The sequence below is a fragment of the Streptomyces sp. NPDC054841 genome, assembly GCF_053611045.1.
This window is the reverse complement of record NZ_JBSGZO010000071.1, coordinates 1-26,614: the sequence shown is the minus strand read 5'-3', so window position 1 is coordinate 26,614 and position 26,614 is coordinate 1. Positions and strand designations below refer to the sequence as shown.

22 protein-coding genes and 1 pseudogene are annotated in these 26,614 nt (G+C 69.3%); 18 read left to right on the top strand and 5 right to left on the bottom strand.

Annotated elements, in window-relative coordinates; all coding sequences use genetic code 11:
* A pseudogene (locus ACWGI8_RS13080) lies at nucleotides 1-70 on the bottom strand (PH domain-containing protein); the annotation flags it as partial.
* 54 nt (nucleotides 71-124) lie between these two features.
* Between ACWGI8_RS13080 and ACWGI8_RS13075 the strand changes: the two are divergent.
* From ACWGI8_RS13075 to ACWGI8_RS13000, 16 genes are all read left to right on the top strand, one after another.
* Entirely contained in the window at nucleotides 125-436 is a 312-nt protein-coding gene (locus tag ACWGI8_RS13075) for an ATP-binding protein (protein ID WP_453660441.1), read from the top strand.
* A 21-nt stretch (nucleotides 437-457) separates the two neighbouring features.
* Nucleotides 458-853 (top strand): hypothetical protein, encoded by a 396-nt coding sequence (locus tag ACWGI8_RS13070; protein ID WP_453660439.1) that lies wholly within the window; start codon nucleotides 458-460, stop codon nucleotides 851-853.
* Nucleotides 854-1,071: 218 nt separating this feature from the next.
* A complete protein-coding gene (locus ACWGI8_RS13065; RefSeq protein WP_453660438.1) occupies nucleotides 1,072-1,338 on the top strand; it encodes a hypothetical protein in 267 nt (88 codons plus the stop codon).
* Nucleotides 1,339-1,521: 183 nt separating this feature from the next.
* Nucleotides 1,522-2,877, top strand: a complete 1,356-nt coding sequence (gene eccD / locus ACWGI8_RS13060) for a type VII secretion integral membrane protein EccD (protein WP_453660437.1) — start codon at nucleotides 1,522-1,524, stop codon at nucleotides 2,875-2,877.
* Nucleotides 2,878-2,931: 54 nt separating this feature from the next.
* The gene (locus ACWGI8_RS13055) at nucleotides 2,932-4,242 is read left to right on the top strand and encodes a MinD/ParA family protein (protein WP_453660436.1); all 1,311 of its coding nucleotides are present in this window, start codon (nucleotides 2,932-2,934) and stop codon (nucleotides 4,240-4,242) included.
* Nucleotides 4,243-4,294: 52 nt separating this feature from the next.
* On the top strand, nucleotides 4,295-8,347 hold the full coding sequence (gene eccCa / locus ACWGI8_RS13050; RefSeq protein ID WP_453660435.1) for a type VII secretion protein EccCa: 4,053 nt from the start codon (nucleotides 4,295-4,297) through the stop codon (nucleotides 8,345-8,347).
* 70 nt (nucleotides 8,348-8,417) lie between these two features.
* Entirely contained in the window at nucleotides 8,418-9,839 is a 1,422-nt protein-coding gene (locus ACWGI8_RS13045) for a DUF6177 family protein (protein WP_453660434.1), read from the top strand.
* A 166-nt stretch (nucleotides 9,840-10,005) separates the two neighbouring features.
* Nucleotides 10,006-10,338, top strand: coding sequence for a hypothetical protein (locus tag ACWGI8_RS13040; RefSeq protein WP_453660432.1), 333 nt, complete (start codon nucleotides 10,006-10,008; stop codon nucleotides 10,336-10,338).
* A gap of 60 nt (nucleotides 10,339-10,398) precedes the next feature.
* Nucleotides 10,399-10,710: a pore-forming ESAT-6 family protein gene (locus tag ACWGI8_RS13035; protein WP_453660430.1), complete on the top strand. Its 312-nt coding sequence runs from the start codon at nucleotides 10,399-10,401 to the stop codon at nucleotides 10,708-10,710.
* Between the two features lie 94 nt (nucleotides 10,711-10,804).
* Nucleotides 10,805-11,239, top strand: a complete 435-nt coding sequence (locus tag ACWGI8_RS13030) for a DUF6507 family protein (protein WP_453660429.1) — start codon at nucleotides 10,805-10,807, stop codon at nucleotides 11,237-11,239.
* The gene (locus ACWGI8_RS13025) at nucleotides 11,236-14,139 is read left to right on the top strand and encodes a hypothetical protein (RefSeq protein ID WP_453660428.1); all 2,904 of its coding nucleotides are present in this window, start codon (nucleotides 11,236-11,238) and stop codon (nucleotides 14,137-14,139) included. The genes ACWGI8_RS13030 and ACWGI8_RS13025 overlap by 4 nt, the downstream gene beginning before the upstream one ends.
* Nucleotides 14,140-14,150: 11 nt before the next feature.
* Entirely contained in the window at nucleotides 14,151-15,002 is an 852-nt protein-coding gene (locus ACWGI8_RS13020; protein ID WP_453660426.1) for an immunity 49 family protein, read from the top strand.
* 113 nt (nucleotides 15,003-15,115) lie between these two features.
* Nucleotides 15,116-15,961, top strand: a complete 846-nt coding sequence (locus tag ACWGI8_RS13015) for an immunity 49 family protein (RefSeq protein ID WP_453660425.1) — start codon at nucleotides 15,116-15,118, stop codon at nucleotides 15,959-15,961.
* Complete coding sequence (locus ACWGI8_RS13010; RefSeq protein ID WP_453660423.1) at nucleotides 15,958-16,815, top strand: immunity 49 family protein; 858 nt, start codon at nucleotides 15,958-15,960, stop codon at nucleotides 16,813-16,815. The genes ACWGI8_RS13015 and ACWGI8_RS13010 overlap by 4 nt, the downstream gene beginning before the upstream one ends.
* 120 nt (nucleotides 16,816-16,935) lie before the next feature.
* Nucleotides 16,936-18,741, top strand: coding sequence for an immunity 49 family protein (locus ACWGI8_RS13005; protein WP_453660422.1), 1,806 nt, complete (start codon nucleotides 16,936-16,938; stop codon nucleotides 18,739-18,741).
* On the top strand, nucleotides 18,738-18,887 hold the full coding sequence (locus tag ACWGI8_RS13000; RefSeq protein WP_453660421.1) for a hypothetical protein: 150 nt from the start codon (nucleotides 18,738-18,740) through the stop codon (nucleotides 18,885-18,887). Before ACWGI8_RS13005 ends, ACWGI8_RS13000 begins: the two co-directional genes overlap by 4 nt.
* Here the strand turns inward: ACWGI8_RS13000 and ACWGI8_RS12995 are convergent.
* From ACWGI8_RS12995 to ACWGI8_RS12980, 4 genes are all read right to left on the bottom strand, one after another.
* The gene (locus ACWGI8_RS12995; RefSeq protein ID WP_453660419.1) at nucleotides 18,874-19,296 is read right to left on the bottom strand and encodes a PIN domain-containing protein; all 423 of its coding nucleotides are present in this window, start codon (nucleotides 19,294-19,296) and stop codon (nucleotides 18,874-18,876) included. The two genes, ACWGI8_RS13000 and ACWGI8_RS12995, sit on opposite strands and share 14 nt — an antisense overlap.
* Entirely contained in the window at nucleotides 19,293-19,571 is a 279-nt protein-coding gene (locus ACWGI8_RS12990; protein WP_453660417.1) for a CopG family transcriptional regulator, read from the bottom strand. The genes ACWGI8_RS12995 and ACWGI8_RS12990 overlap by 4 nt, the downstream gene beginning before the upstream one ends.
* 226 nt (nucleotides 19,572-19,797) lie before the next feature.
* A complete protein-coding gene (locus ACWGI8_RS12985) occupies nucleotides 19,798-20,013 on the bottom strand; it encodes a DUF397 domain-containing protein (protein WP_453660416.1) in 216 nt (71 codons plus the stop codon).
* The gene (locus tag ACWGI8_RS12980) at nucleotides 20,010-20,843 is read right to left on the bottom strand and encodes a helix-turn-helix domain-containing protein (protein ID WP_453660414.1); all 834 of its coding nucleotides are present in this window, start codon (nucleotides 20,841-20,843) and stop codon (nucleotides 20,010-20,012) included. The genes ACWGI8_RS12985 and ACWGI8_RS12980 overlap by 4 nt, the downstream gene beginning before the upstream one ends.
* 422 nt (nucleotides 20,844-21,265) lie before the next feature.
* Between ACWGI8_RS12980 and ACWGI8_RS12975 the strand changes: the two genes are divergently transcribed.
* A complete protein-coding gene (locus ACWGI8_RS12975; RefSeq protein ID WP_453660442.1) occupies nucleotides 21,266-24,763 on the top strand; it encodes a phosphodiester glycosidase family protein in 3,498 nt (1,165 codons plus the stop codon).
* 722 nt (nucleotides 24,764-25,485) lie between these two features.
* A partial coding sequence (locus ACWGI8_RS12970; RefSeq protein ID WP_453660412.1) for a DUF6777 domain-containing protein occupies nucleotides 25,486-26,614 on the top strand: 1,129 nt, incomplete at its 3' end.

The window sequence follows — 26,614 nt, the reverse complement described above, 5'->3', positions numbered from 1 at the left end:
CCACGAACTGCGTCAGGATCGCCTGCACCTCGTAGATGTCGACGCCCTTGGTGAAGGTCTTCTCGAATGGCACTCCGTCGCCCGCCTGGGGACCCTGGACTTCCTTGCCGCCCACGGGAACGCGGTGTTCCTCGGCCCGCCCGGGACCGGCCAGACGCACCTGGCCATCGCACTGGGCATGCGGGCCCGCCAGGCGGGACACGGGGTGCAGTTCGCCACCGCGGCCGAGTGGGTGACCCGCCTCACCGACGCCGACGCCGTCGGGCGCCTGGCCGAGGAACTGGCTCGGCTGGACCGGTACGCGCTGCTGGTCGTGGACGAGATCGGCTACGTTCCCTTCGACTCCGAGGCGGCACAGCTGTTCTTCCGGCTCGTCTCCCACCGCTACGAGCGGGGCTCGGTCATCCAGGTCTACGGCGAAGTCCTGCGCAGGTAGTAGCAGGCGAAAGGCGCAACCATGAGCCGGAAACGACGCGTTTCTCCCCGGATGACCGAGCCGCTTCCGTTCGAGGAAGTCGACAGCCCGCCGCGCTACGCGACCACCACGGACAAGCCGGTGCAGCACGTGACCGTGGCGGACCGGCAGGGGACGATTCTGGGCTACGTATGGGCGAACGACGAGGACGACGCAGCCGACTGGAAGGTCCGGCGTGCGGGAGGCGACGAGGCGTTCAACATGGGGGCCCTGTACGTCTCCAAGCTGCACGAGGCCAAGGCCCGTGGCATCGCCCCGACGGCAGCGCTCGCGGAGCTGGTTCGGGACTCGGACTCCGCCAAGCCCAGCCATATCGTCCCCGGCTCCCTTGAGCAGGCTCCGAGCCTCGAGGCCGTGAAGGACCTGGCCGGTCGGTAAGAGCTGACGTCATCAGGGTTGGTGGAGCCCGTCTTTCGCTGGTCATCTTCACGCCGTTCACCGTGATCTGGAGTTTTGTCGCGCGCGGCAGGACGAGGAAGCTGCAAATCCCCACTCCTGACCCACTCGTACCCGGCGACCCCAGGGTGTACTGCCTACTCCCCCATGCTTTATGTTGCAGAGGCAAAACAACGGGGGTCTGAGGTAACGGGCGACGGATGGCACGGGATTACGACAGTCAGCTGCTGGAGTCGGTGGCGGTACGTCGGCGCAGGATGAGGGACGCGCTGCTCTTCGGGGCGCATCGGACGCGGCGCACGGCGGACGAGCGGCTCGGGAAGGTATTCGCCGGGATCGCCATCGCTGCCGTTCTGTGTGCGGGGTGCGTCGGGTGGTCCTTCCTTCAGCACACGCTGGCGAAGCAGAAGGCCGAGCAGGAGAAGCAGCAGCAACGCCAGGCGCAATACGAGCGGCCGGCGAAGTAGGCGACGTCGGCGAAACCGTAGAAATCCGCCGATCCTGGAGAGTTCGCAGTAACCCCGTGAAATGCAGGAAGAGTTCGCCGTGACAGGAAGAGTTTCCTGGAAGGGGAATGAGCGAAGGCCGGCAGCGCAGGTATGTCCGATTGGCCCGCAAGTTCACAACGTCGCGATGATAGGTTCCCGTAAGTGGTGAGCACAGCAACGACTTCCCGGGCGCAACTGAGCAGGGTGACCCTGGTCGGCGAGCGACGCCGGGCCGACATTGTCCTGCCCTCCGACACTCCGATCGGACAACTGCTCCCGGACATCCTGCAGTTGCTGGACGACCGGGCTGCTTCGCGCCCGATGACACGGCAGTTGATCACGTCCGACGGCTCCGCGCTGCCGCACGACAGCACGTTGGCGTCGGCCGGGATAGCCGACGGCGCCATGCTCCGGCTCGTCAGGACCCACTCCGCGCCGCCCGCTCCCGTGGTGCATGACGTCACCGACCAGGTGGCCGACGACCTCGATCTGCAGGCCTGGCGCTGGCGTCCCGCCGCACGCCGGGCCAGTGCGGGCGTGGCGACCGTCGCCTTCGCGGTGATCGCTGCGCTGCTCGCCCGTCGTGAGCTTGCGCTCGAGGCCCTGACCGGTTCCCTCGCGGCTGTCACACTCGCACTCCTGGCGGCCGGTGCGGTCGTCGCCAAGGTCGGGCAGGGCAACCGGGGCCTGGCGACCGCGCTCCTGCTCGCCTCTGGCGGGCTGGGCATCGTCACCGCGTGGACCGCCGCCGACGCGTACGACTGGTCGGGGGCCGTGCGGCTCGGCGCCGTCGTGGGCGCGCTGATCCTGACGCTGGTGCTGCTCGGCTACTTCTCGCCGCTCGGCCGCGGCGGGCTCATCGGCGCCGTGGCCACGGCGGCGATCGTCGTCGTGTGGGAGGTCGTCGCCGCCGTCCAGGGTGATCCAGCCCGGCTCGGCGCCGTCATGGCCGTCTTCTCCGTGGTGCTGCTCGGAGTGCTGCCGAGGGTCGCCCTGATGGCGAGCGGGCTCACCGCACTCGACGACCGCCGTTCGGGCGGCGTCTCCGTCAGCCGTCACCAGGTGGAGAACGCGCTCGCGGCCACGCACCGCGGCCTCGCCCTCGCGACGATGGTCACCGCGGTCTCGGCGGCCTCCGCCGGCTGGCTGCTCACCCTGGCCGAGAGGCCGACCGTCTGGACCGTCGCGCTGCCGGCACTCGTCGCCGTGGTGCTCCTGTCGAGAGCGCGGGCCTTCCCGCTCGTTGCCGAGGTGGTGACCCTCTTCGCTGCCGCCGCGTTCCTCGTCGTACGCCTTGTGATGCTGTGGATGGAGCATGCCGGGGGCGCCGGACCGCTCGCCGTGCTGTGCGCGGCCGCGGTGCTGCCGCTGCTCGTTCTGGCGGTGCAGCCGCCCGAGCATGTGCAGGTCCGGCTGCGGCGCACGGCCGATCTCGTCGAATCCATCGGCATGGTGGGGTTCTTCCCGCTCGCCGTCGGTGTGTTCGGCGTGTACGGACAGCTGCTCAACAAGTTCTGAGTCAACGCGCAGGCGCTCCGGGCGGGGCAGCAGGGCGGAAGAAGAAGGGCAGACATGCCGAACGGAGACAACTGGCAGGGCGATGTGCTGCGCGACCTGAGGGGCGGCGCCCAGCAGGGTGCGCAGGCTTCCGGGGCCCAGCAGCCGGCGCAGGGCCCCGGCGCCCCCGTGCCTGGTGCCCCAACGGCGCACGGCTCTCTCGCACCGACTGCGGGCGCTCCCGCCCAGAGGCCCGGCCCGATACCCGCCACCCCGGCGTCCGACGGCCGGCAGCCCGCCCAGGGCCCCGGTGTCCCCGCGCCCGGCGCGCCCCTGACGCCCGGGTATCCGTACCCGGCGCAGGAGCGCCAGGCGGTACCCCAGGGCCACCTCCCACAGCAGGCCCAGGCCCCAGCCCCAGCCTCGGCCGCGTACGCCTCTGGCCAGGGAACCCGCCCGCAGCACACCCCCGACTCCCGGCCCGTGGTCGACGAGAGCCTCGCCGGCGTGGGACGCAAGCCGCAGCGCGGAGAGCCCTTCGCCTCGCGCGCCGTCCGTGCTCTGCGCCGGACCGTTTCCTCGTCGGCTGCGCGCGAGGTCGCCGAAGCCACCCGTACCGCCCAGGTGCTCCAGCAGCCCGTGACGACCGGCCGGCAGATCGCCGTCACCTCCATCCGCGGCGGCGCCGGCAAGTCGACCGTGGCCGCGCTGCTCGGCACCACGTACGCGCACTACCGGCAGGATCCCGTCCTCTTCGTCGAGGCCGATCCGGCGCTCGGCTCGCTGCCGTTGCGGCTCGGTGCCGAGACGCTGCGCTGGACCACCGGCGATGTCGCGGACATCGTCGAGCCGCAGATGTCGCTGCTCGACGTCACCGGCTACCTCGTCCAGCTGCCCGACAACGCCTGGCTGCTGCCCGGCAGTCAGGGCCAGATCGGCGCGATGCTGGACACCAGGGCGTACGAGCGAGCCATGGTCGCGCTGCGCCGCTACTTCGGTGTGACGGTCGTCGACTGCGAGACGCTGCCCGCCGAAGTCGCCCGGGTCGCGCTCTCCGCCGCCCAGGCCCGCGTTCTGGCCGCCCCCGCCACGCTGGAAGGCATCACCAGCACGTACTCGGTGCTCCAGTGGATGCGGGGGCTGCCCCCACACATGGTCGCCGGCACGGTCGTCGTGCTCACCGAGCAGGTACCCCACTCGGGACTCGACCTCGACGCGGCCGCCCAGACGCTCAAGTCCACCGGGGTGAACGTCCAGATCCTGCCGTACGACAGGCACTTGGCGGCCGGTGGCGCGATCCGCACCGAACTGCTCGCCCGCTCGACCAGGCAAGCAGCCACCCGCATTGCCGCGGACGCCTTCCAGCTCTCCCAGAAGCGCCACTGACCCAGATGCCGAGCCCGACCGTGCCGAGCCCGACCGTGAATGACGGACGACGATGAGTACCCGACTGATCCACCGCCCGGCCAGGACCACGCGACCCCCGGCCGCCTCCGAGGCGCGCACCATCGAGGCCCCGCCCAACCTCCCCGAGGGGAAGTCGGGCAACATCGCGATGTCGCTGCTGCCCGTCGCCGGCGTCATGTCGTCCGTCGTGATGATGACGGTCGTACGCAACAGTCAGTTCGCTGCACTCGGCGCGATCATCCTCGTGGTCACCATCATCGGCTCCATCGCACTCGTCTTCTCCCAGCGCGGCAAGGCCCAGCGCACCCGCCGCACCCAGCGCGAGGCCTACCTCGCCTACCTGGAGGACCTGCGCGAGGAGCTCTCCGGCGAGGAGCGCGAGCGGCGCGAGCGTGCCGACGTCCTCAACCCGCCGCCGAATGCCCTGTACGACATCGTGCGCGACCCGGCCCGCCTGTGGGAGCGGCGCCGCACCGACGCCGACTTCCTGCGCGTGCGAGTCGGCACCGGCGAGATGCCCGTACGCGATCTGAAGATCGCCCAGCAGGGCTCGTCGGTCCTCACCCCGCCCGACCAGTTCATGCTCAACGAGGCGTCGGCGCTGACGGCCCGCTTCCGCACCGGCACCGAACTCCCGCTCACCGTCCCGCTCGACCGCATTGGCAACATCAGCGTCATCGGTCCCCGCGAGGACTGTCTGCGCGTCGCGCGCGCCCTGCTCGTCCAGGCCGCAACCATGCACGCACCCGACGACGTGGCGATGGCCCTCGCCGTGCCCGGCGACCGGCTCGCGGACTGGGAGTGGGCCAAGTGGATGCCGCATCTGCTCGACACCGAGCAGTTCGACGGCCCCGTCGCCGCCCGGCGTATCGCACCCGACGCGCACCGGCTCGCCCGGCAGATCGGCCCCGAACTGCGCCGCCGCGCCTCCTACGCCGCCGAGGTGTGTCGCGGCCTGGCCGGCAAGGACGCCCTGTCCATGACGTCCCGGCTGCTCGTCGTCACCGACGGACACGGCGAGGACGCCGTCGACATGCCGCGCCCCGACGACGCGGTCGGCCTGCGCGAGATGGGCGTCACCGTCCTGCACCTGCTGGAACAGCGGGTCCAGGAGCCGGGGCACGTCGGCGTCCGGATCACCGTCGACGGTGACCAGGTGATCATCGAGGACCTGCGCGAGCAGGAGCCGATCAGCGCCCACGGCACGGTGGACGAGGTCAGCATCCCGTTCGCCGAGGGCCTGGCCCGGATGCTGGCGCCGCTGCGCCTGTCCGCCGAGTCGCTCGTCGACGCACCCCTGTCCGGGCCCGTCGACTTCGCCGATCTGCTCGGCATCGACGACGTGGCGCGGCTCGATCTGTCGCACCTGTGGGCGCCGCGCGGCGAACGCGCCTTCCTCCGCGTGCCCATCGGTATCAGCGACTCCCGCGAGCCGGTGCTGCTGGACCTGAAGGAGTCCTCCGAGCTCGGTATGGGCCCGCACGGTCTGTGCGTCGGCGCCACCGGTTCCGGAAAGTCGGAACTCCTGCGCACCCTCGTCCTCGCCCTGGTCGCCACGCACCCGCCGCAGGACCTCGCCCTGGTCCTCGTCGACTACAAGGGCGGTGCGACCTTCGCGCCATTCGCGAACCTGCCGCACGTCGCCGGTGTCATCACCAACCTGGAGAACCAGGCCGGTCTCGTCGAGCGCGTCCACGCCTCGCTCGCCGGCGAGGTCAAGCGCCGCCAGCAGGTCCTCAAGGACGCGGGCAATGTCGCCGACATCGGTGACTACGCCGCGCTGCGCGCCGAGCAGCGGCCCGACCTGGACCCGCTGCCCCACCTGTTCATCGTCATCGACGAGTTCGGTGAACTCCTCACCGCCAAACCCGACTTCATCGATCTGTTCCTGTCCATCGGCCGCATCGGCCGCTCCATCGGTGTGCACCTGCTGCTGTCCAGCCAGCGCATCGAAGGCGGCAAGCTCAAGGGCCTGGACACCTACCTCTCGTACCGGCTCGGGCTGCGCACCTTCTCCGCCGACGAGTCCCGTACCGTCCTGGACACCACGGACGCCTTCCACCTGCCGCCGCTGCCCGGTTTCGGCTACCTCAAGGTCGACACCAGCCACTACGAGCGTTTCAAGGCGAGCTATGTCTCGGGCGCTTACCGCGGTCCCGTGCAGCGCGCGGAGGACGAGGACACCGGACCCCTCGCCCTCGAGTACGAGGCCTACAACACCCTTGCCGAGCCGGACAGTCCGGGCCCGCAGGAGCCGGCGATGCGGCGCCGCGAGACCGGGCCGACCGAGATGGGCGTCATGGTCGGACAGATGGAGAACGCCGCCGGTCCGGTGCGTCGTATCTGGCTGCCCCCGCTTCCCGACGCGATCGCCCTGGACACGGTCGCCGGCCCCCTGGACGTCGGCCCGCGCGGCATGCAGCTCGCCAATGAGCGCGGGCGCGCGGCGCGCTCGTCGAGGGGTGGTGGCCGGTGGGGGCACCGCCCAGGCGAAGCTCTGGGGGAGGGCGGGAGCGGCCCGCTCCAGGTGCCGCTCGGTCTGCTCGACGACCCGACCAAGCAGTGGCAGGGCCAGTGGTACCTGGACCTCACGGTGGCCGGCGGCCACGCCGCCGTCATCGGCGGCCCGCAGTCCGGCAAGACGACGCTCCTGCGCACGCTCGTCCTCTCGCTCGCGCTGACCCACACTCCGAAGGAGGTCGGCGTCTACGGCCTCGACCTGGTCGGCGGCGGTCTCCAGGCCCTCTCGGGGCTGCCGCACGTCGGCGGTATCGCGGGCCGGGCCGACCGCGAGCGCGCGGCCCGCACCGTCGAAGAGGTGCGGAGCATGCTCGCGGCCCGCGAGGACCTCTTCCGCGACCACGGCATCGACTCCGTCGACCAGCTGCGCACCTTGCACGCGGCGGGCCGGCTGCCCCAGCTGGCCTCCGCCGAGATCGTGCTCGTCATCGACGGTTTCGGCGCGCTGCGCGACGACTTCGAGGAGCTGGACGACGCCGTTGTCGACATCCTCAAGCGCGGCAGCGGCTACGGCATCCACGTCGTCGCGGGCATGCTCCGCTGGAACGACGTCCGTATCGCCACCCAGTCGAACTTCGGCACCCGCGTCGAGCTGCGTCTCAACGACCCCAGCGAGTCCAGCGTCGACCGCAAGCTGGCCGAGACCCTGTCGCCCGACGAGCCCGGCCGTGTCCTCACCGACGGCAAGCTCTTCGCGCAGGCCGCGCTGCCCCGTACGGACGGGCTCGCCGACACCGCGGAGCTGGGCGCGGTCCTGGAGCGCACGGCCCGTACGATCCGCGCCACCTGGAGCGGGGAGGTCGCCCAGCCGGTACGGGTTCTGCCGCACGTCCTGGAGCCCAATCTCCTGCCGGGCCCGGTTGCCGAACCCAAGCGTGTGCCGATCGGCCTGGACCAGACGGCACTCGCGCCTGTCCTGCTCGACCTGTTCCAGCACGACCAGCACCTGCTGGTCATGGGTGACAGCGAGTGCGGCAAAACGAACCTGCTGAAGACGATCGCCGGCGGTCTCATCGAGCGCTACGCCGAGGACGAGCTGGTCTTCGCCATCATGGACCCGCGACGGAGTCTGCGCGGCGCGATCCCCGAGGAGTTCAACGGCGGCTACGCGTACAACGCCAAGATGTGCGCTGGCCTCGCCGCCGGGATCGCCACCGAACTGGAGAAGCGGCTGCCCGACGACAGCGCGCGCCTCGAGGACCTGGAGCCCGGCAGCTGGGGCAGCGGTCCCCGGATCGTCGTCCTCGTCGACGACTACGACGTGCTGACCACCGCCGGCCAGTCGCCGCTCTCCCCGTTCCTGCCGTACATCCCGTCGGCCGTGGACATCGGCCTCCACTTCGTCCTGACGCGCCGCGTCGCGGGCGCGTCGCGCGGCATGTACGAGCCGCTGGTGCAGGGCCTGCGCGAGTCGGGGGCGTCGGCGGTCCTGATGGCCGGCGACCGCAGCGAGGGCCAGCTGTTCCCTGGCGTGTACGCCTCCCAGCAGCCGCCGGGGCGGGGAGTGTTCATCCGCAGGGGTCAGCCGAACCGGCTGATCCAGACCGTGTACTCCGCCGAGTGACGCAACCGGCGACCATCCCGCGCCGTGTGCGTAGGGCACACCACCCGAACGACGAAGGACCGACGACCACATGACCAAGGACGTCATCGCCCTCACTCAGCGCATGCCCGATCCGTTGAGCGTGCTCGCGGGCCTGCTCTCCGGGGGGCCCGACAAGCTGGTGAACGCGGCGGGCGAAGGCGCCGTCGTGCAGCTCTGCGACGAGCAGGGCCGGCCCCTCGTCTCCGTCGAGGCGCCGATGCTCGTGCAGGTCGCGGGCGAGGCAGAGCGGCTGCTCGGCGCCACGGCGCCCCCGGTTCCGTTCTGGTGGACGGAGGCCCGCGCCACCACCGGTGTCGAGGAGGCCGAGCGGCTCGCGGGCACCTTCGCGGCGCGGCTGGCCTCCTTGGTCGGCGGCTCCGTCTGGCCGCCGGAGGCCGCGCGCGACCTGGCCGTGGTGAAGAGCGACGGCGTGAGCGCCGCGCCCACGCCCGCCGCCGCGCAGCCCGCCATCGACGTCCTCACCGACAAGGCCGCCGTCGTCATCCAGGACCGGCCGGTCGTCGCCATGACGGCCTGGCTCTCCGACGCGCTCCGCGCCGCCGCCAACGCCGGGCTGGGCCTCCAGGTCGTCACCCCGGCGGGCACCACGCTCTCCCCAGCCGTACGGCACAGCCTGAGCGGCTGGCCGTCCCGCTGGGTCGTGCAGGACGAGCGGGAAGGCTACTACGACGGTTTGTCCGGAGCCGTACTGCGCTGGCAGGACGGGATGTTCACCATCGTCGAAGGGCCCGGCGCGACCGCCGACGACCCAAAAACCCCGGTGGCCGCCTCCTACCAGGAGGGAATCGCGGACACCGGCGAGCGCCAGCTGGCCCTCACCTTCCGCATGGTCCACCCCGCGGACGAGCGTCTCGTACTCGGCGGCGCGCTGGAGTCGGTGTGGCGTGAGCTCACCGGCGAGCCTCCGGCCGGCTGGGGCACCTCGGAGCCCGCCAATCTTCCCTGGTCGCCGCGTCAGTTGACCGATGTCGCCTTCGAGCGGGCACCCGAGCCGACCTGGTTCGTGGTCGTCGGCAGCCCGGACCGGCCGGGACTCGCCACGGTCCTCGTCCGCCGCACGAAGGCGGGAGTCGAGGAGGAGGTCACGCTGGCGTTCGGCTACGGGCCCGGTGAGGAGCCACCGCTGGCCGCCGTACCCAGGGCCGCGGAGGTGCTCGCGACCCGCCACCGCCTCCAGTCGATGCTCGTACAGCTCCGCAAAGCCCGCCGCGACCTGGCGGTGCCACCGCGGTTCGAGGGGCCCGGTGTACCCGTGGCTTTCGTGCTCGGCGCGGAGGAGGTCCGCGCGCTGCCCGGCGACCGCGCCCGGCGTACGCCGCTGGAGGAGGCGCCCGTACAGCTCGGTCCGAGGACACGTCCCGCGCTGTACTACCCGCTGCTGGGAAAGGAGTGGGACCTGTCGGCGTGGCGGGACTTCGAGCGGTTGGTGCGGCATCTGAAGGGCGAGTGAGGCTTGGGCCGCTACGCCAAGTGACCGTCATTTGCGTGCTGTTGCCCACATCTGATGCGACATTGTCGGGAGTTGGTCACAGTGGCGCGATTGCTAATTGCACTTGTGACGCCTGAGTTGATAGGGATGACTTGCAAATGATCGTCCGGTCCGCGGGGGGAGTCCGATGAAGTTCGACATGGGGGCGCAGGTTCTGTCGACCCTGCAGTCGCAGTCACAGGGTTCGAGCACGGACCTGGGAGTGCTGATCCGTCAGCTGATCCAGGCCGCACAGCCGTTGGAGGGCAAGTTCAACGGGCAGGGCAAGGTGATGTTCGACTCGTTCAAGATGCGCGCGGACGAGATCACCGCGGCTCTGAACGGCTCGCTGTCGGCGATTCTTGGTGGCCAGTCGGGGATGGACGCCGCGTTCGCCTCGGGCGACCAGGAGCAGGGTGAGAACGCGAAGACGCAGATGTCGGCGGCGAATTTCGACGCGGCGCGGTTCTCGGGCCGCTGACCGGTACCGGCTTGTGCGGCGGAAGTGTTCGGGTTCGGATCTCACGGGGAGTGACAGCCAATGGCTACGGGTAGTGACCGTCGTTCGTACGACACGGGTGCGTCGACCGAGGCGCAGGGCAACATCCAGGTGGTGATCGCGCAGCTGGAGCAGGTGATCACGGCGCGCGACACGCACGTGAAGAACGCGATGAAGGACTTCGCGGCGGACGGCGTGGCCGACGAGTACCACGGCAAGGAGCTGCGCTGGTACAGCACTTCGCAAGAGGTGCGGAACATCATCCACCTGTTGAAGACGACGCTGGAGAAGAACGACGCGACGGCGCAGCAGACGCTTGCGCGGGCGAAGGCCGCGGTCGACAACATCGGCTGACCGTATCCGGCGTACCCCAGAGGAAACGTTCCTCTGGGGTACGCCGCGGATGTCGGAGCGGCGGTAGCAGGGTGATTGCGCAGGGGGAGCGTTCATGACGGCGTGGGACATTCAGCCCCAGGGTGTGCAGGGCCAGTTGAAGGTCGTTGGCACGCATGCCGGGGATCTGGAGAAGGTGCTGACGGCCCTTATGTCGGATGTGTCCGGGGCTGCTCAGGCGGCTGGTACGGCGGTGCCGGGTTCGCAGGCTTACAGCGGGGCGCCTGTGCAGGGTCCGGTGGCGCCGGGGCGGCCGCCGTTGCGGCAGAACACGCTGGGACCGGTCGCCGCGGCGCTCGCCGAATGGGCGAACGGGCGCAAGCCGGATCTGGAGGCGATGGCCAAGCGCATCCAGGCTGCGGTTTTGGGCGCGGCCACGGCCACCAACGAGTACGTCCAGGGCGACCTGGACCAGGCCAAGGAGGCGCAGGACGCGGCGCGTGCGGTCCGGCTTGACCTGCTGAAGGACCTCGGGGGGAAGAAGAAGTGAGCGACGCACCGGTCAACCCGGGTGAGGTCCCGGTCTTCACCGGAAACCTGGAAGTCCTCGACCAGAAGATCAAGGCACTGTCCGGCGCCGGGGGCAAGATCACGACTGCCGCCGGTGACGTCCACACCACTTTCGGCGGGCTGCGGGCGTTCTACAAGGCGCCGGAGGCGGAGCAGCTGTTCGCCACCACGCAGCCGGTCAAGGACAAGGCTGCGACCCTGAGTTCCGATCTGGGCGTCATCGCGGGTGCACTGAGTACGTATGCCAGTGACGTTCGCCCGCTGAAGGCCAAGCTGGACCAGCTCCGGCAGGACGCCGTCGATTTCCGTGACGAGGTTTCCAAGGACGACAAGTGGCGTGAGGACGGCGATCTGATCGAGGAGAACCTTGATCGCCGCAATGAGATTGCCGAGGTGTGGACCCAGTTCCAGGCTGCCGAGCGGGCCTGCCACGCCAAGATCGTCGCCCTGGTCGGCGGCGACCCGCTCAAGGTCGACGACGGCTCCCACAAGGAAGGCATGTACGGCTACGACGCCGAGATGCTGAAGCAGGCCGAGAGCCTGCCCTGGGGTGACGCGGTCGAGGAGTCGACGCCTGCGTGGCAGGTGTGGGAGCACGCCGGCGACTTCCTGGAGGGCTTCTTCGTCGACGGCGTCTGGGGCACGATCAAGGGCCTGGGCACGCTGGTCGGCGTCGACGGCTGGGACGCGGCCGGGCAGGCCTGGACCGGTCTGGGCAAGCTCCTGACCGGTATCGCGATCACCGTCACTCCAGTTGTGGGCGCCGCGTACATGGCGATGCCGGACGACAAGCTCCCCGGCTGGCTGCGGGAGTCCCGTACGGCGATGAAGGAGACCGGCAAGGCCCTGCTGGCCTGGGACCAGTGGGGCTCCAAGCCGGGCCGTGCCGCCGGTGCGGTCACCTTCAACGTCCTGACGACAGTCTTCACCGGCGGCGCGGGCGGCGCGGCGTCGGGCGCAGGCAAGGTCGGCGCGGCGGCCAAGGCGCTGTCCTTCGCAGGCAAGGCCGGCCGGGCCGTGGACCCGATGACCTATGTCTTCAAGGGCGCCGGCGCGGGCGTGTCGAAGATCGGCGATGTGATGGCCGCGCTCAAGGGCATGGGGAAGGTCGAGGTCCCGCAGATCTCCGATGGAGCGTTCAGCATGCCGGAGGGCTCGCTCAAGCTGCCTGACGGAACGATTCAGCTGCCCAAGGGAGCCGCGGTTCCGGAGGGCGCGATCAAGCTGCCGGACGGCAACATCAAGCTGCCCGAGGGCACGACCATCCTGCCGCCGAACACGGTCAAAACGCCGTTCGACGACAGCCCGGCGAAGTACACCGACATCAAAGGCAATCTGTACGGCGAAGACGGCAGCCTCCTCCAGCGCGCTGAGGATGCCCCCAAGGGCAAACCTGCCAACCCCACCACCGGCGCGGACAACCCGCGAGTGGACACCCCTGCCCGCCAGGAGGCGCCGGTCCTGGCTGGCGTCGGCGGGCGGGGCGACGATGCCGTCCGCCTCGGCGACAGCTTCGGCAACGACCTCGGCGACATCGGCCGCGTCGGCGACGAGACGCCGGCCGGAGGCACGTTCGACCGCACGCCGGGCGGCGGCGCCAACCACCTGCCGGGTGGCGGTGTGGGCGACAACATGCCGGTGGGCCGCGTCGGGGACAACGCTCCCGGCGGTGGCGTGGGCGACCGCATGCCGACGAACAACCTGGACAACGCTGCGGGCGGCGGGGGCCGGACTGGCGACAACGCCCCGACGGGCGGCGCGGGCCACTCGGAGGGCCCGAGCACGGGTGGCGGCGGCCGGGACGTGCCGGGCGGCTCGACGGTGGACAACGGCGTTCCGGGCGGTTCCACTGCCGACAACGGCGTCCCGGGTGGCGGCCACCCGGAGACCCCAGGCGGGGGCGGGCTGGACGATCTGGGCGACGGAGCGGACGACTCGGCACGCGTGGGCGACGAGGCGGCCCACCGCGCGGAGTACGAGGCTGCCCGTGAGAAGCCGGCAAGCGAGCGGACGCCCGCAGAACGGGCGGCGATCACCCGCGAGCACGTCCGGCTGGCCAACGAGGACCCGGTCTGGCGCGCGGAGCACTACGACAAGTGGGGGCTCGGCAAGCGCAACAGTTCCACCGAACTGGTCGACGGCCAGACCCTGCCGAAGCTCGTCGAGAAGCCGGGCGGAGGCTGGATGGCCGCCGACGACCTGCCGTACGCGAATCCGGAGACGTACCACCTCGAGGACCTCGTACGGGGCCGGGACACGGTTGATCCGCAAGGCCTCAAACACCTCGACGACGTTTCGGCCAAGCGCGTGGCAGGCATGGACCTGACCAACGCCCGAAAGGACTTCGACGACATCCCGACCGATGAGACCGCGAAGGCGCTCGCCGATGCGCAGAAGCACTTCGACGAGACGGTCGGCGCGGGCGTCTCCAACAACAGCAAGCTCGGCGAGGCCCTCGGCGAGGAGGCCGCACGCCAGCACATGCTCCTGCAGAGGGAGTTCGAAGGGGCCAAAGAGGTCGACGACCCCCCTCTGCCGGAGACTCCCAACGGGTCCAAGCGGTTCGATCAGCTCTGGCGTGACAAGGATGGAAACCTGATCATCGTCGAGGCGAAGGGTCCCAGTGCACGACTGGACTGGCGCCAGGGCAATGGTGCGATCGACAGCGGCACCATGGTGAAGCAGGGAACCATCGAGTACGTCCGCACGATCCTGGCCGATATGGAGCAGCGCGCCATCATGTCGCCAGATGACGCCAAGTACGCCAAGGAGATCAGAGCGGCCATCAAGAACAAGACCCTGCAGTACGTCCTCGTCCAGGCTTCCGAGAACACCGGTAAGTATGCTGGGGCCGAGCTCAAGCACTTCAAGCTCTTCTAAGGAGAAACGCGTTGGTCTCGATCATCCCCCGCCATCCCTTTCCCACGGGGAACGCGGAAGCGGGCCTCGCCGTGCTCCAGGAGAACGCAAAGGAACTGATCGACGGTTTGGAGGCGGACTCCGCCGATCTAGGCGATGCCCTGGGCACCACGCTCACCCTTGCCGAGGCGCACTGCCTGATGGACCCTAGGGCGTCAATCTTCCCCACGTGGGATGCCTGGGTGAACGCTATGCAGGTCAGCTCCGCCGTGTTCGCTGCCGCGACCACGGCCGAGGATCACGTACAGTGCCGCATCGCGCACAAGGACCGCATACTCCAGGCCACCGGCCCGCAGTGGTACGTGCACCCGGGATCCTGGATCACCGCCTTCTACCTGGCGGTGGTGTGCCGGGAGAAGGACAGGATCACGGCCCTGTGCCGGGTACCCATATCCCTGCTGCGTGAGAACGGTTCGCGCTTCGAGGAGTACCACTACGCCTGGATCGACGTCCTCCAGACCTACTGGCTCGGAGGCCAGGACCTCGTCCCGAAGCTGGTGGCCGCGGTCGACGGCACGGACCCGGAAGTCGTCGCCGATCCGGAGACGGTGGGCAAGCTGTTGTACCCGCCGATGGAGATGTTCCACCGGATCGTCCGCAAGGACCATGCCGGCTTCAACCGTGCGCTCGCCGATGCCCTCCAGTGGCACAAGGAATACTGGAGCGAGGAAGACCGAGCCTTCACGATCCCGGGCCTCGTCGCGCTCGCGCCGCTCGCCATCGCCTGCTTCGCCCACGACGCGGGCATCCCCATCGAGGTCGAGTCCGAGTACCTGCCCGCCACCCTCCTGGGGCGCAATTGGTGCGGCGAGTTCCCTACGTAGGCAGGCAGACCATCAGCAGCGGCCACGATCGCCCGGGCGGCGGGCGACACGGCTACCGGATTTCCGGCCATGACCGCGACGACGGTGATTCGGTACCGCCAGAGGAGCCTTCCGTGACCGTCATCGTCAGTCGGCAATTCTCGCCCGGAGCCACGGAAGAGGAATGGGCTGAGTACCTCGGCGGCGACCTGGTCGATGACATCGACGAACTGGAGGAATACGCGCACTCGATCGGGCAGACCTTCAGCAGCGCCCTTCTCCACATCGGTGCCCACTGCACCGTCGACCCGCGCGCGGCAAAGCTGGAGACGTGGGAATCGGTGGTCAACACGCTCCAGCTGGGATCGGCCATGTTCGCCGCCGTGTCCGCGGACGAGGGCACCGTGGAGTGCCGGATCAACCGCCGGATGCGTACCCTCCCGGCCGCGGGCCCGGCCGATCTCGGATCCTGGCTGACCACGTTCTGGCTCGCCGTGGTGTGCCGGGACCAGAAGCGGATGACCGAGCTGTGCCAGGTCCCGCTCGACCGCATCGCTTCCGGCGGACACGACGAGTTCGTCGGGCACTGGGTGGACACGGTCCAGACGTACTGGCTCCAGGGGCCGGACCTCGCGGAGAAGCTGACCCGGACCATCGAGACGTCGCACCCGGATGTCGTCGTACAGACGCCGAGCGGCCTGCTGCAGACCGTTCTCGCCCCGCCGATCCAACTGTTCTACCGGTTTGTCACGAACAATCGGGACAGCTTCAACGAGGCCCTCGGCCACGCGCTGGAACTCCACAAGGCCTACTGGACCACCGATGAGAAGCGGGCCGCCGACCCCGCCGGACACCTCGCGCTGGCACCGCTGACCCTCGCCTGTCTCGCCTACGACGCTGGCTTCCCGATCGAGGTCGAGTCCGGCTACCTGCCGCACCACCTGCTGACCCGCGGCTGGCTGGGCGAGTTCCCGACGTGATCCCCCGCCACAACTTCCGTACGGACAACGCGGCGGAGGTCATGGAGCCGGTCGTCGCGGCTGCCCAGGAGGCCATCGAGGGGATCGAGGTGTCCGAGGACGACCGCTACGATGCGCTGACGTTCTCGCTCTCGGCGGCGAAGTGGCATTGCCTCCGGGACCCCGTGGCGGGCGATCTTGAAACCTGGGAGTCGTGGGTTCTTGCGATGCAGGTGGGCTCCGCGCTCTTCGCCGCGGGCACAGCACCGGAGGGCCCGGTGGCCAGCCGGGTCGGGACTCTGGACGAGGTGCGCAAGCTTCCCGCGACCGGCCCGCAGGACTACCTGCACGCTGGGAGCTGGCTTACCTCTTTCTACCTGGCGTTGATCTGCCGCGAGAACGAGCGTGCTCAGCATTTGGCGCAGGTCCCGGTGTCGTTTCTGCGCGCCTCCGGCGCGGAGTTCGACGAGTACGTCTACGCCTGGATCGAGACCCTTCAGAATTTCTGGTTCGGCCGATCGGAGACCTGGGACACCTTGGTCGCCGCGGTCAACGGCACCGATCCTCAGCACGCCCGGATCGCAGGCACGGACCTGATGCTGAAGATTCTTTACCCGCCGCTGGAGCTGTTCCAGCTCTACCTGCGCCGGGAGAATCAGGCCTTCAACGATTCCCTGGTGACGGCCCTGACATGGCACAAGGAGTACTGGACCACGGACGAGGCCCGCGCTCTCAGCGGTGACGGCCTGGTGGCCCTGGCCCCGCTCGCGATCGCCTGCATGGCGTACGACGCGGACATGCCGATCGAGGTCGAGTCGGAGTACCTCCCCAAGCACCTCCTGCGACGCACCTGGGTGGGCGAGTTCGACACGTAGTACGTCGCGAAAGTGCGCACGGGCGTTTCGTCGGAGGTCGGCAAGCCGTGGCACGGACCTTCGGGCAAGAGCGGCTCTCCACCATCCCTGCCAACACCCCACGAACGGAGTAAGACCACGATGTTCTTCAGGTCCAAGGGCAAGGGCTCTGCCGCGCCCGATCCTCACCTTCCGGCCTTGTCGATCGAGCAGGCCGAGCACCTGCGCGACCTGGTGCGCGAGTACCACTCCGGCCGCGGCATACCGGTCACGGTCGCCGGCGGCACCGTCACCGCATCTCAGGGCACCAGCAGCCTTTACAACCTCGCTGAATTCTGTCGGCGTGCCGACCCCCGTGCCTGGTCCCAGCTCGTGGAGCAGCGCTTCAACGCACTCGACAACGCCGCTCAGGCACCAATGGAAACCCCCGACCAGATCCTTCCGCGCGCCTACCTCCGTCTCGCGCCCGATGACGCCCTCCCGCCGGAGGCGGCAGCCTCGTTCCAGTACGCCCGGCACGTCGCGCCCGGGCTGCTCGAGACGCTCGCGCTGGACCTGCCCGACTCCGTACGGCTCCTCGACGACAAGGCCGTCGCCCGAGTGGGCCTGGAGCAATTGAGGGCTGCCGGCCGCGCCAACCTCGTCAAGGAGCCCGTCGAGTACGAGGTCACGCGTACGGAGAGCGGCGCGGAACTGCACATCGTGTCGGGCGAGTCCATGTTCGTCGCGAGCAAGGCGCTGGTGCTCGACGACTTCTACCGCTCAGTGGCCGGGCGTGAACTCCCCGTAGAGGGCGCACTGTTCACCGTCCCCAGCCGTCACTACCTCGCGTTCCACCCGATTGAGGACCACCACGTCGTCGACGCGGTCAATGACCTGGCCGCTTTCGGACTCGGAGCCCACCAGGACAATCCGGGGCCGCTCTCGCCGCGGGTGTACTGGTGGCACAAGGGCGTGGTGTCGTGCCTCACGCATATCGACGAGGCGACGCGTTCCTTCTCCATCGTCCCGCCCGACGAGTTGATGGACATCATGCGCCGTCTGCACGCACAGAGCGCCCCGGCGGAGGAGGCAAGCCCAGCGGCATTTCCCGTACGCTGTTCCGGCATACGGGCAACTGTCGACGAGGACTCCGTACAGACTCTGATCACGAAAACGATCGAGGAAATCGAGTCCCTGGAAAACTCGCCTCAGGCGATCGACACGCTGTGGAACGCCCTTCATGTGACCGTGGCCGCGCGATCTGCTGTGGATCGCAGGGGGTCGCGGCTCGAAACCTGGGAGGCCGTGGTTAACACGATGCAGGTGGGCTCCGCTCTGTTCCGGGTTACGGGTGCCAGTGAGGGAACGGTGGCATGCCGTATCCATCATGAGATCCGGCAGCTTCCGGCTATGGGCCCGCGTCAGTTCGCCAATGCGCCCAACTGGCTGGATGCTTTCTGGTTCGCGGTCATCTGCCGTGATCAGAAGCGGATGACCGAACTGTGCGAGGTTCCGCCGGACGTACTGCGGGCCTCCGGGGCGGTGCACGACGAGTATCTGTACCACTGGGTGACGACCCTGCAGGCGTACTGGTCGGAGCGGCCAGGGGACATGGTGGAGGCGCTCACGCAGGCGTTCCAGCAGTCGCATCCCGACGTGGCGCGGACCGCTCCGCGCGACTGGCTTCAGCAGATTTCGTATCCGCCCATCAATCTCTTCTACCGCTTCATCAAGCGGGACCACGAGGGTTTCAACGCTGCCCTGGTCGAAGCCCTCGAAATGCACAAGGGCTACTGGAGCCAGGAGGACCGCGCCGGAGACGTCAGCGGATTGTGGGCGATCGGTCCGCTGGCGATCGCGTGTCTGGCCTACGACGGCGACTTCCCCATCGATATCGATGCCGTCGCGGACCAGCTCCCCATCCATCTCCTGAAGCGAAGCTGGCTGGGGGAGTTCGACACGTGACCGCCGGGTCGTGGTTCGCGGCTGCCCAGGAGGCCATCGAGGGGACCGAGGCTTTCGAGGACGACTGTTGCGTTCCCGCTCTCGGCGGCGCGCTGGAGCCGGTGTGGCGCGAGCTCAGTGGCCTCGGCCTGGTCAGACTTTCCTGACGACAATCCTGTCCGGGACCAGCTTTTCCAGGTCGTCCACATCTGACGTGAAGACGGTGACCTGACCCTTCTGACGTCGCGCGACGACGGCAAGCACGGCGTCAATCGCGTACTTGTGGCCATGGAGCCCCGTATCGGACAGGAGTCGACGGGCCTGTCGGGCTTCGTCCTTTCCGACGTCGGCGACATTGATGCGAGAGAGGACCCAGTCCCAGCGTTGCTCAGTCGTCCTGCCGTCGTATGCCTCGACAAGCGTCATGGGGGATGTCACCACCTCGGCTTCACCGCGGGCGGCGAGTTCCAGCCGGGCGATCATCATGCGGTCCCCGCGCACGGCCTGGGACAGCGCCTCGGAGTCGAGCACGAAGATCCGGAGCGGCGGCCCCTGCTCACGGCTTCGCTTGCTCACGCGGCTTCTCCCGAGCGGTTCTTCCGGGCCGTCCGGCGGCGTTCGTGCTCTGCGTCGAGATCGTCCAGTTCGCCGCGTGCCGTCGCCCGCTCGCTTTCAGTGACCGGGCCGTGTTCCTCCTCCAGCCAGTCGACGAGCTCCCTGAGCCGGTCGCGGTCGCGCTTGAAGCGCAGAGCTTCGGCAACGTACGCCGACATGCCCCGTTCGGCTGCTTCCGCACGGATCTCATCGAGGAGATCTTCCGGGATCGTCACCGTCACCTTTTTAGTGGCCATACAAGGGACCATACTCTGCGTACTGTGTGCTTTACCAGTCATTGCCGGGGGGCGGAAGGCTCGCGGCGCGCACGGCCGACGGGGCGAAGGCCGAGGCCCGCTTCACCTTGGCCGACCGTCGGGACCATGGCAGGTGGCCTCGGCGGCGTGAGCATACGTGCTCGGTGAGGTGAATGCCCGTCCCCCTTGTGAGCGAGAAGGCACGCAATGGGTACGAGTCCTGGCGTCACGTTCCGCTGATCGACCCGGTCCTTACCGCGTCCACGAAGGTCGACCAACCGGAGTGGAGAAACAGAAGCACGTCTCCGCTGGGGATCTTGCTGTCCCGGACAGGCACGACACCGGGGAGGTCGTCAGCCACTTCCACGCAGGCGCCGCCATCGCCGTTGCTGTACGACGATTTACGCCACGTAGCGGTGGTCAGATCAGGTACGGGGGTCATTGGCTCGCGTAGTCCCTCGCCGCCGATTCGATCAGGTTGAGGGATGTTTCCGGCGGCAATGAAGCAGCCCTGACCAGATCGTAGGCCCTGGCGTACTGAGCAACTAGTGCTGGATCTTCGATCAGTTGCCCCGTGAAGGCGCTCTCGATGTAGACGACCTGGGGTGCGTCGCCGAAGGTCATATTGATGGTTGTGCCGTTCAGGAAGGCGGCGGCTCCGGCCTCAAAGGGAAGGAGCTGCACCAGTAGGCGCCGGTTCGCCCGAATCGCCGCAGCGAGGCTTGCGAGCTGCTCCGCCATGACTGCGCAGTCGCCAACCTTTACCCGAAGCGCGGACTCGTGCAGGACGACCCACAGCAGTGGTGCCATCCGGCCGTCGAGAATGGACTGCTGTTCCACGCGTGCCCTGACGAACCCTTCGACCGTGTCCTGTGGTTCGAACCGCTGGGCCGCGCTGATCAGGGCCCGCGCATACGCCTCCGTCTGCAACAACCCCGGCACCAGCATCGGCGCGTACTCGCCGATGGTCCGCGCCTGCTGCTCCAGCTCCGCCGCGTCCGCGAAGTACTCCGCGTGCTTGGACTTGCGCGCAAGGTGGCACAGGCGCTGGAAGTGCTCTCCGGAATCGAAGATCTCGTCCAGCAGCCGGGACACCTCTGGCTGAGGCAGGCGCTTCGCCGACTCGAACTGGCCGATGTACGTGCCCGAGCAGAAGACTCGTTCGCCGAGCTGTTCCTGCGAGTAGCCGGCGCCCTCGCGCTCGCGGCGCAGTTCGGAGCCGTAGAAGGTCCTCGGCGAGGCGTATGGGTCGAGTTGGTTCTGGGCGGCCATCGGTCACGTCCCCTCGTGCGTCCGCGGATCTGCCGTGCAGTGCGCGAATACCGCTGCGCCGATCTCGGGGAACGACTGCTCGCAGCACGGTAGTTGGCTCACCGCTGCCTACCGAGCGTAGCGTCATGGCAGCATGCTGTGAGTGTAAGTCGCAGATGTTCACGACCTGTGGCCCCCGACGTCGCCAACGCCCTCTGGTACGGCCTCATTTGCGCGGCGATGCTGAATCGCTGACGAGTGCGCAGCAGGCGCACACATGGGCCGCCTTCACCGGAGTCGCCGTGGTTTCCTCAGGATTCGCAAGGTTCGCCGGAGTCACAGGGTTTGCAGGGGTCAGAAAGTTCGCAGGGGTCACAGGGTTCCCAGGGTTCATCAGACGTTCTGGATTCACTGGATTCATCAGACCTGTGCTTGTCGTGACGGTGTCTTCGGCCCTGGTGCTGGGCGCCGTCGGGCCCGCCGCCGCCGAGGCCGTACCGCCGCCGCCCGAGCCCGTCGCGCGGTCCGCGGCCGAGATGCTGCGGGCCGTTTCGCCGCCCGCCGCGAGCGGCCCGGACGGCGACGGGCCCGGCGCGGGCTTCGACACCCTCTCCATCGCGGACGGCGACGGGCTGAAGACGGCCAGGACCAGCCGCCCCATCGCCCCCGGCGTCGAGCTGACCTCGTACGACCGGCTGGAGTCCGACAAGTGGCTGCGCGTCGACTCGCTCTCCGTCGACCTCACCGCCGACACCGAGGTCGACTACCTCCACCCCGGCAAGGTCGCCGCCAGGAAGACCGTCTCCCAGCTCGCCGCCGAGCACGATCCCGGTCCGGGGCGCCGTACGGTGGCCGCGATCAACGGTGACTTCTTCGACATCAACCAGACCGGAGCGCCCAGCGGCGTCGCCATCGACGACGGCCGGCTCGTCAACTCAGCGGCCATCGGCCACCACCGGGCCATCGGCTTCGGTCCGGCCGACGCCGGGCGCATCCTCCAGCTCTACTTCGACGGCACACTCACCCTCCCCGCGGGGACCCGCCCGCTCGCCTCGCTCAACGCCGCCAACGTCCCGGCGAACGGCGTCGGCGCGTACAACGCCCAGTGGGGCGAGGCGGACCGGGCCCTCACCGTCGACGGAGCGCAGCGCACCGCCGAAGTGACGGTCGTGGACGGGAAGGTGGCCACCGCGGCGGTCGCGCCCGGCAAGGGACCGGTCCCGGCCGGTACGACCGTGCTGGTCGGCCGTGACGCCGGAGCCGACGCGCTTGCCGGGCTGGCCGTCGGCGACCCGGTCGCCATGGAGTACCGCCCGCGCGCGGACACGGGAGAGGTGCCGCGGACAGCCATCGGCGCCAACGAACTGCTCGTCGTCGACGGCGAGCCGGTCGACCACGACGGCGGCGGCAACAACACCGCGGCCCCGCGCACTGCCGTCGGCTTCTCGCAGGACGGCAGCAAGATGCACGTCCTCAGCGTGGACGGCCGCCAGGCGGACAGCGGTGGCACCACTCTCACCGAACTCGCCCTGATGATGGAGCGGGCCGGCGCGTACAACGCCATCAACCTCGACGGCGGCGGCTCCTCGACGCTCGTCGCCCGCGAACCGGGCAGCGACACGACACAGGTGGAGAACAGCCCGTCCGACGGCACCGAGCGGACCGTCCCCAACGGCCTCGCCTTCACCGCCCCCGACGGCAGCGGAAAGCTCAGGGGCTACTGGGTCGAGACGGCCGTGGACCCCGGTTCCGCGCCCACCGCCGACCCGGTGAGGGGCGGCCACCCCGAGCGCGTCTTCCCGGGACTCACCCGCCGCCTCACCGCGGCCGGGTACGACGAGACGTACGGTCCGGCGGCGGGGGCGCCGCGCTGGTGCGCGGAGAATCCCGCTGTAGGGCGGGCCGGCGCCGACGGCGTGTTCACGGCCGGGCGCAGCGGCAGCACGAAGGTCACCGCGCAGCGCGGAAGTGCCCGCGGCAGCGTCCGGTTGACCGTCCTCGACGATCTGGACCGGATCCGGTCCTCGGCCCGGCGGGTCGGTCTCGCCGACGCACAGACGTCCGGGCGCTTCGGCATCGTCGGTCTCGACGCACACGGCACCAGCGCGCCGATCGAGCCGTCCGACGTGACGCTCGACTACGACCGCGGCCTCTTCGACATCACGCCGAACGCCGAGGGCGGCTTCACCGTCAAGGCGCGTACCGCCCAGGCCGCGGCCGGTCAGGTCAGGGCGACCGTGGCGGGCAGGAGCACGGTGCTCGCCGTCACCGTCGGTCTGGCCGAGCAGCAGGTGGCGTCCTTCGACGACGCCGGCCGCTGGACGTTCAGCGCCGCCCGTGCCTCCGGTTCGGTCGCGCCGACGGCCGACGGGCACACCGGTACCGGCCTGGAGATCAGCTACGACTTCACCCAGTCGACCGCCACCCGTGCCGCGTACGCCAACCCGCCGGGGCAGCTGATACCCGTCGACGGCCAGCCGCAGTCGTTCGGGATGTGGATCAAGGGCGACGGCAAGGGCGCCTGGCCGACCCTGCACCTGAAGGACTCGGCGGGGTCCGACCAGCTGTTGCGCGGGCCCTACGTGACCTGGACCGGCTGGAAGTACGTCGAATTCGCCGTCCCCGCCGGGGTCTCGTACCCGCTGACCGGATACCGCTTCTACATCGCCGAGACCGGCGCGTCCCGCTCGTACACCGGGAAGATCGTCATCGACGACCTCACTGCGAAGGTCCCGCCGGCCGTCGGGCTGCCGGACGAGCCGGTCCACCGGGACCCGCTCGTCGATCCGGCCGCCCGGGTCGAGGGCCGGGACTGGCGGTTCGCTGTCATGTCGGACGCCCAGTTCGTGGCCCGCAGCCCCGGCAGCCCGATCGTCGCCCAGGCCCGGCGCACCCTCCGCGAGATCAAGGCCGCCGAGCCGGACTTCCTGGTCATCAACGGCGACCTGGTCGACGAGGGCTCGCCCGAGGACCTCGCCTTCGCGCGCACCGTCCTGGAGGAGGAGCTGGGCGACGACCTGCCCTGGGACTACGTACCGGGCAACCACGAGGTCATGGGCGGAAAGATCGACAACTTCGTGGCCGAATTCGGGCCCGCGCAGCGGACGTTCGACCACGAGGGCACCCGCTTCATCACCCTCGACACCTCCAGCCTCGGGCTGCGGGGCGGCGGCTTCGCGCAGATCAAGGAGCTGCGCCGGCAACTGGACCGGGCCGCCGCCGACCCGCGGATCGGCTCGGTGATGGTCATCCAGCACGTACCGCCGCGCGACCCCACGCCGCAGAAGGGCAGCCAGCTCGGCGACCGCAAAGAGGCGGCGATGCTGGAGGGCTGGCTCGCCGACTTCCGCCGTACGACGGGGAAGGGCGCGGGATTCATCGGCAGCCACGTCGGCACGTTCCACGCCGAGCACGTGGACGGCGTCCCGTACCTGATCAACGGCAATTCGGGGAAGAACCCGTCCACTCCGGCGGACCGGGGCGGCTTCACCGGATGGTCGCTGGTCGGCGTCGACCAGGTGTCCAAGGCCCAGCAGGCCGTGGCGCGACGACGGCCGTGGAACGGCGGCCCCGACTGGATGTCCGTCCAGACCAGGGCGCACGTCGACGGCCTGACGCTCACCGCCCCGGAGACGCTGCCCGCCGGGAAGGACGCCGACGTCGGGGCGACGGTGCTCCAGGGCGAGGGCGTCGGTGCGCGTGAGGTGCCGGTCGGCTTCCCGGTGAGCGCCGACTGGAGCGGCTCGCCGAACGTGTACGTCGGCGACCCGGACCGGGCCAAGCCGTGGCACGTCGCGGCGTACGACCCGGCGACGGGCCGGCTCACCGGGCTCCGGTCCGGTACGGGCACGCTCGCGGTGACCGTCAACGGAGCGACGGCCGATGCCCGCTTCACGGTGGCTGCCCGTCAGGGTCACGGCCGGCCGGCCCCGGCGGCGTAACCACCCCAGTCAGGCGTCGGCCTGCGCGAGGTCCGGAAAACAGAGACAAGGCCCGGGTCCATGACCCGGGCCTTTGTCGTGGAGCAATCGATCGTTAATTGCCGGCACTGCCATCTGTCAAGTCCCGAAAAGTAGCGGCATGACGCGATCCGGGGTCCGGGACTTACTGGAGACGTGGGCTCACCCAGAGCACGTGGACCCACCACATCATCGGTAACAGCGCTGGCAGTGCGATTTCCGGGACATGTGCCCCGCTGCCGAACGGCTCGTGAAGTGACACGGGCCGTCCGGCTTCTTCGTCATTTCTCGCGAGAGGAGAATGCCATGATTCACGCCTCCCGGACGTGGAGTCCCGTTATTGATACGAGTCCCCTCATTGATACGAGACCCCTTATGGAGATGAGGAGGGCGAATGAGAATGAACGCTGCTCTCCCCATGCCCTGGATGCGGGGAGGGCGTCATGAGTTCCCTGCCTCCTCCGTCCGAGCGCCCCACGGGCCCTCCGTCCGGTCCGCTGTCCGGGCGGCCATCAGGTGAGCAGGTTTCGGAGACGCCGGCGCCGCCCCCAACAGGCTCTCCGCCCCCAACAGGCTCTCCGCCTCCATCAGGCTCTCCGCCTCCACTGGGCCCTCCGTCAGGTCCGCCGGCCGGGATCGGCGGACCTGGTGGGCCGGGCCGGGGTCGTGGAGGCCCGTCGCCCTGGTGGCGTGCGCGCGGCACGATGGCGACTGCCGGTGCTGCGGCGTTCGTGGCGATGGCGGTGATCCTCGGCACCACCCTCATGGGCGGGAGCAGCAGCGCCGGAGAGATCTTCCTCGAGACCGCCTCGGCGCCCGGCTCCGATCCGTTCACCCCGTCGACGGCCAAGGACACCAAGAGTCCAGCACCCCGGCATGCAACCCCTAGTACGTCGCCGGCCTCCGGTACGCCGACGTCCGGCGCGAACGGTACGAACCCTCTCCAGGTCAACGGTTCGCACCCGGGGCTGTACGGAGGCACACAGAACGTCGCGACCTGCGACATCGAGAAGCAGATCGCCTTTCTCACACAGAACAAGGACAAAGGGAGGGCCTTCGCCGGCGCCCTGGGTATCCGGCAAGCCGACATTCCCGCCTACCTACGGTCGCTGACGCCCGCTCGGCTGGGCTGGGACACCCGGGTCACCAACCACGGGTACAAGAACAACGCCGCCACGAGCTTTCAGTCGATCCTGCAGGCCGGCACGGCCGTCCTGGTCAACGATCGCGGCGTACCGCGCGTCCGCTGCACCTGCGGCAACCCCCTGACCCCGCCCGTCGCCGTCCAGGGCCAACAGAAGTACAAGGGCCAGCAGTGGTCGTCGTTCCAGCCTTCCAGCCTTGTCGCGGTGCAGCCCGCCGACCAGCCGATGAAGACCGTCAGGATGTTCGACGAGGACAGCAAGGCGTGGTTCGAGCGTCCGAGCGGAGACGTACAGGACAGGCACGACCAGCCGGTTCCTCCCCCGAAGGGGCCCGGATCGTCGGTCCCTACCCCTACCCTGCCCACGCCCATCCCCGGCCAAGTTGAAGAGCCCCCGCAGGAGAACGAGGACGTGAAGCCTCCGGAGGAGAACGAGGAGGTGAAGCCTCCGGAGGAGAACGAGGACGTGAAGCCTCCGGAGAAGGATGAGGAGGTGAAGCCGCCGGAGAAGGACGAGGACGTGAAGCCTCCGGAGAAGGATGAGGAGGTGAAGCCGCCGGAGAAGGATGAAGAGGTGAAGCCTCCGGAGAAGGACGAGGAGGTGAAGCCTCCGGAGAAGGACCATAAGGAGGACGAGGACAAGCAGTCGGATGAGTCGGAGTCCCCTGCTGCGCCGGAGCCTCCCGTAG

Bases quoted from the DNA above. Each gene is read 5' to 3' on its own strand.
- eccCa (WP_453660435.1), top strand. From the start codon at position 4,295: ATGAGTACCCGACTGATCCACCGCCCGGCCAGGACCACGCGACCCCCG.
- ACWGI8_RS13045 (WP_453660434.1), top strand. From the start codon at position 8,418: ATGACCAAGGACGTCATCGCCCTCACTCAGCGCATGCCCGATCCGTTG.
- ACWGI8_RS13040 (WP_453660432.1), top strand. From the start codon at position 10,006: ATGAAGTTCGACATGGGGGCGCAGGTTCTGTCGACCCTGCAGTCGCAG.
- ACWGI8_RS13030 (WP_453660429.1), top strand. From the start codon at position 10,805: ATGACGGCGTGGGACATTCAGCCCCAGGGTGTGCAGGGCCAGTTGAAG.
- ACWGI8_RS13070 (WP_453660439.1), top strand. From the start codon at position 458: ATGAGCCGGAAACGACGCGTTTCTCCCCGGATGACCGAGCCGCTTCCG.
- ACWGI8_RS13065 (WP_453660438.1), top strand. From the start codon at position 1,072: ATGGCACGGGATTACGACAGTCAGCTGCTGGAGTCGGTGGCGGTACGT.
- ACWGI8_RS13005 (WP_453660422.1), top strand. From the start codon at position 16,936: ATGTTCTTCAGGTCCAAGGGCAAGGGCTCTGCCGCGCCCGATCCTCAC.
- ACWGI8_RS13055 (WP_453660436.1), top strand. From the start codon at position 2,932: ATGCCGAACGGAGACAACTGGCAGGGCGATGTGCTGCGCGACCTGAGG.
- ACWGI8_RS12985 (WP_453660416.1), bottom strand. From the start codon at position 20,013: ATGACCCCCGTACCTGATCTGACCACCGCTACGTGGCGTAAATCGTCG.
- ACWGI8_RS13035 (WP_453660430.1), top strand. From the start codon at position 10,399: ATGGCTACGGGTAGTGACCGTCGTTCGTACGACACGGGTGCGTCGACC.
- ACWGI8_RS12980 (WP_453660414.1), bottom strand. From the start codon at position 20,843: ATGGCCGCCCAGAACCAACTCGACCCATACGCCTCGCCGAGGACCTTC.
- ACWGI8_RS12990 (WP_453660417.1), bottom strand. From the start codon at position 19,571: ATGGCCACTAAAAAGGTGACGGTGACGATCCCGGAAGATCTCCTCGAT.